Source organism: Photobacterium obscurum (assembly GCF_026191635.1).
Lineage (GTDB): Bacteria > Pseudomonadota > Gammaproteobacteria > Enterobacterales > Vibrionaceae > Photobacterium > Photobacterium obscurum.
In genome coordinates this window covers 108,417-116,722 of record NZ_JAKRRW010000018.1, presented here as the reverse complement: position 1 = coordinate 116,722, position 8,306 = coordinate 108,417, and the positions used below count along the sequence as shown (strand labels likewise).

Sequence of the window (8,306 nt, the reverse complement as noted above, 5' to 3'; positions counted from 1 at the left end):
GCTTATTCTTCACCTCCCACAACCACCAACATTTACTTTCCATTCTTCAACCGCCGAGCGTAACCACCTTAGCGGCATCATCGTTACTGGATCTGGAAAGCCACGAGACTTACGCCACTTGTAGATGGTGCCTTTGCTGGAAACTTGGAACATTTCCAATACTTCTTGGTGGCTGATCAATAGCGGTGATGACTGTTCATCTAAGGTTGATACAGTTGACTCTGATTGTGTTGGTTCTTCTTCAGTTTTTAACTGTGACGGTGTCACGTAAATGTCTGATTTACAGCTGTAAGAGACATCAACAGTAGGGTAGTTAGTGTATTCGTACATTTTTGTGCTCCTCATCAACTTCAAACCAGGCAATATTGCCGTCTTTTTCGATGGTTCCGGCTGTACAGCAGTCTAAACATCTTGCCGGATCACCGTTATAAAGCCATACTTCGTCTGAGCTTTCTGTTTTTACTTCGATTTTCTTATTGCGATCACGTAGATGTTGTTGTCGCCTGCGATTTTGCTCCTTTTTCTTATCGGTAGTCATAATTGCTCAACTCCTTTGAGTTCCTGGGCTTTATGATTTACTTGCTCTGAAAGGTGAGTAACTGCGGCTGAATGTGCGGCAGTAATATCGATGCCGTCAAAATGAGCGTGTTTCGGTTTGGCGGGATTTTCTATTTTTAGTATTCCGCAACTTGTGACTTGGGGGAGGGCGGAAGTTAAGACACTAGAGGTGGCTTAGTTAGGGAAAGGCGACGGGAGTTACCTTTTTAGATATAACGTCGGGCTTTAAACCAAAACTGCTGAGTGTAAATTATCACATTGAATGCCTTGCTGCTGCTTAGCGATCAATTTACACCGTATAATCAAATACAACTAGATCCTCAAGTATCGGTCTAAACAGTTTCTTTAACTCATCATGTTCAGGGTGTGGTAAGTAATTGTCTCTGCCTGCTTCATCGATAAAGTTCATCACTACGGCGTGAGTGTAACCTTTATTCTTTCCCTCTGGGCTATCATTCATTCCCCATTCAACCGAATGCACGCCTTTTACTTTTGAGGGCATAGACTCAAAACTAGCTTTAAGCATATTGATGTCGTTTGTATTCGCAGTCGATTTGAACTTAATTAAAAGGATGTGTCTGATCATTTTTTTTGCCTACGAACTTTAGAAACATGTGACAGTTAATTCCGCATTAAGGTGTGGGTTACGCAAACTGAAAAGTGCTCGTGTTATGAGCATCACCTCGATTACCTTGTATAACTAAATTGATAGTATATTTTATCATATATAATAAAAACAATTGGTTAGGATACTCAGATTGTAAGACCTTCACAGAAGATCTTAGAATGCAAAAGTAATCATCATATCTGCAATTCTTGATAAATGGCACTAGAACCAGCCGCTGAGGCTTTTAAGGAAGAGACCGGAAAGTGTTCCTTATGGCTTGAGCCACTCAATAAGTATTTTAAATCAGGCAAAGTCCAGTTGATAAATATGCTTCTGACTATGAATACCTCGGTTACTGCAAATTTATAAACGACGGTGATTTACCATATTAAGTATTATGACTAAAGCACACATAAAAGCTGATTCAAATCACGATTAACACGAGATTTGAATCAGCTTGAGCTGCTTGCTAAATGTTTACGACAATATCTAGATATTTAATACTAAAACCAGGCTTTCTTACCTGCGATATAGATTTGTTCGAATTCTTCATCAGATTTGGTCAAGTATATAATAAACTCAATAAAAGCAATGATACCAATAATTAACGAAGGGAAACCCAGAAGTATGAATCCAAATAAGAAAACAAGTAGCATAATAAAGCCTTGTTTTGTGTAACCAAGATAAAACTTGTGTGCTCCAAATGCCCCAAGGAAAAATGCAAATAACGCAGCAGCTATTTTTTTCGAACTACCCGTACCAGATGAGACTGAGTAAATAGCTTCCGCTTTGTTGTCATTGATAGAGAAATCAACTTTAGCACCAGACTTAGGAAGAGCACTGCCTTTCCATTCTGCCATGTTTAATTCATATCTATTACCATCATCACCGGATATAACTCCAGTACGATTTGATTCGTCAAATTCGAGAACAGTGCCTTTCATCTAATAACTCCATCTATAACTTTGTTAAGGAACTTCTTATAAGTAAAGAACTTTTTACCATAAGAATTTGTGATGTCTAGAAAGAGATGGGCATACTTTGATATATGACAATGATTGCACAAGAAATCGAGGTGGCTGTTTAAATATCAGCATTAGTTTTCTAAAAGTTGGTAATCTTGTGCTGATGCATTGGCTGTAAACGATCATGTTTTGGACTGTATTGTTCTCAATAACTCCAAGTTTACTTGAAATGCAACGTCTAGGATAAGGTACGCCACATTGAACAAATCAAGCGCTTGATCATCAAGTGCAAGAGTTAGTGTAATTGCGAACTGTAATTCTTTATCCTAACTATCTGGTTTAAATTCGATTCTCATGCTTTTGCTAATATCGCAAGCCTGTCAGGTGGGTCTTAGTGCTTTACGTACTGTCTAGGAGCGCTTCTTTTTTAGTCGCTTGTACTGATTTGTATCAGTTTGTACGTGATTGTTTGACTATTGTCACTTAAATCAATTGTGTGCATATGTAATATGTGGAGTATTGTTTCATTGGTGTAGGAAGATAGGAAGCGAAAGGTAAGCGGATAGCAAGAAATTGAATTTGGTTCGATTATATTTTTCGTCTATTAAGTGTCGAAAAATATTTGGGTTGGCTAAGCAGAATCAAATGTTATAAACATCGAAAATAAAATGTAAAAGTGATTAAGATGGAATGTAATATGCTAAAAAGAATTATTTGTATAAGTGTTGGTATCTCTGTGTTACTACTTTCAGGGTGTGCGAAAATATTAACAGCAGAAGAGACTGCGCCAGAGATCAATATGGTTTCAAATCAAAATGCAATGTCTTTAGCGGTGTTGGACAAAAGAGAGTATGTTGTCAATGACGATAAAACACCAGCATTTGAAGGGATTATTCGCAGTAGCCTAGGGATTCCCTATACTTATACAACACCGACTCAAGAAGCAATGTCGGTATATTTAAGTAACCGTTTGTCTGCTGGTTTTGATAACCATGGTATTAAATTAAACGTTGTCGAAACTGAACCAAAAATGTCAGTAAATAGTGTTGTTGATGATCTGTCAAAAGATGGCCTTAAATCCATTTTAATTGTATTAAATGAGTGGAAGTATGATTTTCACGCATTTTCCGATAATTCATGGTATGACATGGATGTCATTATTATCGATGACTTAGGTAACAAGAAGATAGTGAAAAACTTTAAAGGTGAAAATGATATACCTGACGGTGGTGCTATTTCCAATGAAATGCAAATGATTTATAAGCAACGTTTTGAAAATACTTTTACTGATTCAGAAATTATAGATGCATTGAGTCAATAAGTTGATTTTTATTACAGCTTGTTAGATGCATTCGTTATGCTAATACTGTTTGGAGTATTTTTAGTTTATAACAAAATACTAATAACATCTAAATGCTCATGAAGCGGCCTAGCTAGAGGCCGCTTTTTTCTATATTTTTAATCACCAATATTCTTCATATTTTTCTCATCAAGCGGACGTTACTTTAAGTAGTATAATTAAATCATCATGCGAAGTGGTGTTTTGTTGATGTATAATCAATGGCTTACGTGGTTTCTCACTCCGGTATCCTCCGGATTTCACGACACTTTCTTTCCTTGTATGAACGGCGGCGTGTAAAGCGCGTATTGGTATAAGTGTTAGCAGGCTGTGTATGTGTTATGTGATTTCGGCTTTTTATCGGTGGTGCTCTTTCTATATAGATAATCGAAACTGAGATCTTCTTCCAAATAGTAAATATATCATCTTGATCTAAATCAAGGGTGAGATTGGTATATTTTTAGTCTATGTGCAGCATGGTTTTTGACTGCTATAGATAGATTAATGGTGAGTGGACTGTATTAGTTGAATGAGTTAATACGCGCTATTTTCAATATAAGGAGTTTCAAATGACTTTATCTGAGCTATTCGATCTTCGTGAAAAAATTGAAAGTAGAGTGAATCAATACTGGACTTACTGGTCAGTTTCTATCTTTGCGGTTTGTGGATGGATGTTTACGGATGCAACCGCAAAGCCAGATGGCCCCACTTCTATTTTGATTGCTATTGGATTAATGGCCTTTTTCACTGCTAATTTAAGTGTGTTAAAAACAGCTACGGAGTTAGCGATGTCAGTAAAAGAAGAGATCGCGCTTAAAGCGAGTGATGCTAACTTTCTCTCAGAAACGTTCACGACGGTTCTAATGAAAAGCGACATCAAATTTCGAGTCCAATTAACGATCGCGCTTCACCTTGCTGTAGATTTAGTGCTGTTATTTGCCTTATTAACAATAGGGCATAGCAGCTAGAGGGAGATCTATAGTGATGACTTTTTAGATAAAAGGCTCATAACCTAATAATACGCATGGAGCATTGATTATGGCATCAAGAAAATTAGGTGATTTAACGGAAGCGATGAGAGATAAAGCGGAAACGGTCCAAAGAGCATGTAAAGAAGCTGGAGAGTTTGAGCTCTTAATTTACTGCACACTCCGCCCACTTGAAGAACAGGCCCGTTTATTTAGACAGTCTCGATCACGTCAACAGATCGATCTTAAGAGCCAGAAATTTCGAAGCAGAGGATTGGTATTTCTCGCTGACATACTTGAAAGCGTTGGCCCTTGTTATGGCGATCATGTAACCAATGCTGCCCCTGGTGAATCTTGGCATAACTATGGACAAGCATTTGATGCTGTTCCACTCATTGGTGGTAAGCCAGCTTGGAACTATATGAAAGCCAGAAGTTATTGGGATGCATACGGCGAAGCGGTTCGACAAACTGGACTCTATTGGGCGGGGGACTGGCAGAGATTTAGAGAGTATCCTCACGCTCAACTTAATCCTGGCGGGAATCCACTGAAATCAATGAATGCAGATGAGGTTTACACCGCTTTGCAAGAGAACGGTTTGTTATCAAGATAGGGTACGTTGTAAACCCCAAGGATTGGAGATAAAACAATGTTACAGTTGATAGCTGCAATACCCACCATAATAACTGCTATTAGTAAGGTCAGTGAGCTATTTGATCAAGGAAAGGAAACAGTCGAGAACATCACAGGGAATGTTTCTCAGGCTTCTACGCCAGATGAACTGCGTACTGAGGTAGAAAGCCTTACAACGGATCAGCAAAACCGTTGGGCAGAGGTTATGGCTAAGCAGGTTGATATGTACGCTAAGCAAAATGAGAGGTTGGCGGTCGAAATTGGTCTAGTTGATGCCAATATCACTGGAAAACTTACTACTGATGCCGCAAATGAAATAGCAGTGTTGCGTATGACTACACGGCCATGGACTGTTCGGCTAATGGTGCATTATGTACTTTTCCCATTTTACCTTGTAATCATCGATCTAATTCAAAACATCTTGGTAACTTGGTTGCCTTTCTTAAGCATTAAGCCATTTAATTCATTTGAATATGTATTCGGGGTGATGAGGTTTCCTGAAAAATTAGATGACTCTGTAATAGAAAAGCTTGCTGAGTTGTTTTCTCAAAACGGGGCTGTCCCTGCAACATTTGCCGGACAGTTATATATGGAATCAATCCCCTGGGTTGTTTCAATTATCATTGGTTACATGGGCCTTAGAGAAGTCGGAAAGGCCAGGGCGCATAAAGATGCAGAAGCTCCTTTAGCAGGGCCTGTATCCCCAATCTCTGTTGTGAGTAAAAGTCTTACAAATGGTATTTCATTAGTAGAGAAGATTAGAAACTGGTTTAAATAAAATTAGCAGTAATAGCTCGGGTCTAAGTGTGTTTAACACATATTGATAATGATAGAGCCCCGAGCTTACACTGCCATTGCTAATGCCTGTTTCGTTGCAAGTCATTGCGGCGAAACAGGGGACGCGATACTTTAACCAAGTCACCATTATAGCGGCTGGCCGCTATATCAATAAAATCCGCGATATTTGTCAGAATATTACTGAGCCCTCGATTTTTCTAGACATTAATGACGGATAACTTGTTTACAGTCAGTATTTTACATGCTTTCATATGTAACTATTCGTCAAGGATATGTATGACAAAAGGCTAATGCATCAAGGTAAGCAAGTTTGATTCGTTAATCTTATTCATGTCTTTGCTAGTATGAGCAAGACTAGCGATTTGAGTTCATGGACAAATGTTAGCCTCTATGGAGTAAAAATGGAAAATCAACAAGCGGAAACACAACACGAAAATAATCTAGAGGCGTTAGAATTAGCGACTAAATGGTCAAGACTGGGTGCTTCCTTGATAGATGGGTTCATTATCTCGGTTTTTACAATGCCTCTGATTTATTTTATGGGCGGATTTGATGGGGTGCATCAAAATCCAACTGTGCAAGCACCCTTATCAATGCTGCTCTTTGGTGCTTTTATCGGTGTTTTACTTTATGCTGCGATCAATTGGAAATTACTTGAAACAAAAGGTCAATCCATCGGTAAAAAGCTTTTGAAGATACGAGTGGTTTATCTTGATGGAGCGCAGGCAAGTAGAAAGGATATATTACTTAAGCGGTATTGTCCTTATGTGTTCTCAGCATATATTCCGTTCGTTGGTGCACTCGTTAGCTTGTTCAATGTGCTTTTTATCTTTGGTAAGCAACGTCGCTGTCTGCATGACAGGCTCGCAGGAACTAAAGTTGTAAAAGCTTAACTAGTTGCAACCAGCTGTTTTGGCTGGCAATAAGGTGTACTTCATTGGGGCACACCTTTTTGTTGGTACTTGTCGCTACCAATCCAGTATGTTGTTTATAGTTTTAATGAGCCTACATTTTCATCGAAGGTAGTAGCAATCCTTTTCAATTTTCGTCATTTCTTGGTCTAACTATCTCGAGTCAAAAAGGAAATCATAATGCAGAAGTACCAATATCGCTTGTATTGCTCAGAATGTGAAAAGGTTACTCCACATGATGAAATCGAATCAGAGCGTTTTGATCCCAACGACTTTGGCTCATCGAATATCTATCTAAAAGCAATGAACAAGGTGATCGGCCTTTTTACGGAAATGTTAGGTAGTTCAGCGCCTGGTAGTGATTACAAGTGTTCAAAGTGTGGCAATGAATTTGGAGGCTACGAGGATAATTCTCCCTTTTAAGGCATTGGTTATTGTTCCGTTCCTTAATCCTTTAAGAAAATCATGAATACACTATTTACTTACATTAAAGCAATCCACAAACAAGAAACTGATGTTCCGATTATCGAACAGCAGACTAAAACAAACCGTTACCCTGATGGTGATATTGAAGTAAGCGAAAAGGAAACAACCTATTACTATGAAAATGGGGTTGTGATTCGGTACAAGATTGAGCGTGATAATGCGCCTTCCGAGCTCTTATGCGAAGAGTGTTGGATAAGTTATGAGGTGGTGGATTCTGCTCAACAGGATATCAAGCCACGTCGAAAAACATTTCATAATACCTGCCAAGAAACCTTTTGGCTGAGAATGCAGGATGATTTTGCATCAGCATAATTCTTGCTGCGTGGGTGACCCATTAATTCGATAATAATGAGGAAATATGAAAAGAATAATCATAGCTTTATGTTTGGCATCTCTTTGGGGGTGTGCGGATTCACATAGTTTGAATGTTACTGAATTAAACGTAACAACCAAAATAAACGCAACCCAATCAGCATATATTGCGTTATCAAAGGATGGCTCTTATGGTGAGCATTACTATGCTGGTTCTGGAAGGATGTTGAGTCAAACTATTCAAGGCAGTTTGATAAAACGGTTACATAATGTTGAAGTTGCAGGGAAGCCAGAGTTATTTGTTGAAGCTTTAAATTCAGCAAAACAAAGTGGATATGATTATTTGTTTTACCCAACAATAATGCATTGGGAAGACCGAGCAACAGAGTGGTCGGCTAAACCTGATAAGGTTACGGTTAAAATTGCTGTTATAGATGTCGATTCTCAAACTGAAATCACATCAGCTGTTGTTGAGGGTAAGAGTGGGTTAGCAACGTTTGGTGGTGATCACCCTCAGGATCTTCTTCCGAATCCAGTTGAGAAATTTACCACGCAATTATTCGACTAATCGCATGAATTTGAAAGGACAATGCATATAAAGCAATAAAGGTGATACGTTTCTCAGTGAAGTATCGTGTAGAATTTGGTTGGTCTGATTCCAGAGTTACTAAAAGCGGTCACAGCATGACCGCTTTTCTTTTTTTAACGCCCAAAACAAACATCATTCAT

Annotated in this window: 12 protein-coding genes; 8 read left to right on the top strand and 4 right to left on the bottom strand. The window is 38.6% G+C overall.

What is annotated here, in order from left to right:
* Positions 1 to 9: 9 nt before the first annotated feature.
* The 4 genes from MD588_RS19405 to MD588_RS19390 all read right to left on the bottom strand — a co-directional run bounded on the left by MD588_RS19405 (position 10) and on the right by MD588_RS19390 (position 2,109).
* Positions 10 to 330 carry a helix-turn-helix transcriptional regulator gene (locus tag MD588_RS19405; protein ID WP_265699304.1) on the bottom strand — a complete coding sequence of 107 codons (321 nt, stop codon included), beginning with the start codon at positions 328 to 330 and terminating at the stop codon, positions 10 to 12.
* Positions 314 to 538 carry a hypothetical protein gene (locus MD588_RS19400; protein WP_265699303.1) on the bottom strand — a complete coding sequence of 75 codons (225 nt, stop codon included), beginning with the start codon at positions 536 to 538 and terminating at the stop codon, positions 314 to 316. Before MD588_RS19400 ends, MD588_RS19405 begins: the two co-directional genes overlap by 17 nt.
* 309 nt (positions 539 to 847) lie before the next feature.
* Complete coding sequence (locus MD588_RS19395; protein ID WP_265699302.1) at positions 848 to 1,144, bottom strand: Dabb family protein; 297 nt, start codon at positions 1,142 to 1,144, stop codon at positions 848 to 850.
* Positions 1,145 to 1,668: 524 nt separating this feature from the next.
* Complete coding sequence (locus MD588_RS19390; RefSeq protein ID WP_265699301.1) at positions 1,669 to 2,109, bottom strand: TM2 domain-containing protein; 441 nt, start codon at positions 2,107 to 2,109, stop codon at positions 1,669 to 1,671.
* Positions 2,110 to 2,827: 718 nt separating this feature from the next.
* On the opposite strand from MD588_RS19390, the gene MD588_RS19385 reads away from it, so the two are divergent.
* The 8 genes from MD588_RS19385 (at position 2,828) to MD588_RS19350 (ending at position 8,145) form a co-directional block, all read left to right on the top strand.
* Complete coding sequence (locus MD588_RS19385) at positions 2,828 to 3,451, top strand: hypothetical protein (protein ID WP_265699300.1); 624 nt, start codon at positions 2,828 to 2,830, stop codon at positions 3,449 to 3,451.
* Positions 3,452 to 4,038: 587 nt separating this feature from the next.
* The gene (locus MD588_RS19380) at positions 4,039 to 4,437 is read left to right on the top strand and encodes a hypothetical protein (protein WP_265699299.1); all 399 of its coding nucleotides are present in this window, start codon (positions 4,039 to 4,041) and stop codon (positions 4,435 to 4,437) included.
* Between the two features lie 70 nt (positions 4,438 to 4,507).
* Positions 4,508 to 5,050, top strand: coding sequence for a M15 family metallopeptidase (locus MD588_RS19375; protein WP_265699298.1), 543 nt, complete (start codon positions 4,508 to 4,510; stop codon positions 5,048 to 5,050).
* 36 nt (positions 5,051 to 5,086) lie between these two features.
* Positions 5,087 to 5,848 carry a hypothetical protein gene (locus MD588_RS19370; RefSeq protein ID WP_265699297.1) on the top strand — a complete coding sequence of 254 codons (762 nt, stop codon included), beginning with the start codon at positions 5,087 to 5,089 and terminating at the stop codon, positions 5,846 to 5,848.
* Between the two features lie 421 nt (positions 5,849 to 6,269).
* Positions 6,270 to 6,761 (top strand): RDD family protein, encoded by a 492-nt coding sequence (locus tag MD588_RS19365; RefSeq protein WP_265699296.1) that lies wholly within the window; start codon positions 6,270 to 6,272, stop codon positions 6,759 to 6,761.
* Between the two features lie 198 nt (positions 6,762 to 6,959).
* Positions 6,960 to 7,202, top strand: coding sequence for a hypothetical protein (locus MD588_RS19360; protein WP_265699295.1), 243 nt, complete (start codon positions 6,960 to 6,962; stop codon positions 7,200 to 7,202).
* 42 nt (positions 7,203 to 7,244) lie between these two features.
* The gene (locus MD588_RS19355; RefSeq protein ID WP_265699293.1) at positions 7,245 to 7,577 is read left to right on the top strand and encodes a hypothetical protein; all 333 of its coding nucleotides are present in this window, start codon (positions 7,245 to 7,247) and stop codon (positions 7,575 to 7,577) included.
* A 46-nt stretch (positions 7,578 to 7,623) separates the two neighbouring features.
* Entirely contained in the window at positions 7,624 to 8,145 is a 522-nt protein-coding gene (locus MD588_RS19350; protein WP_265699291.1) for a DUF4823 domain-containing protein, read from the top strand.
* Positions 8,146 to 8,306: the final 161 nt, after the last annotated feature.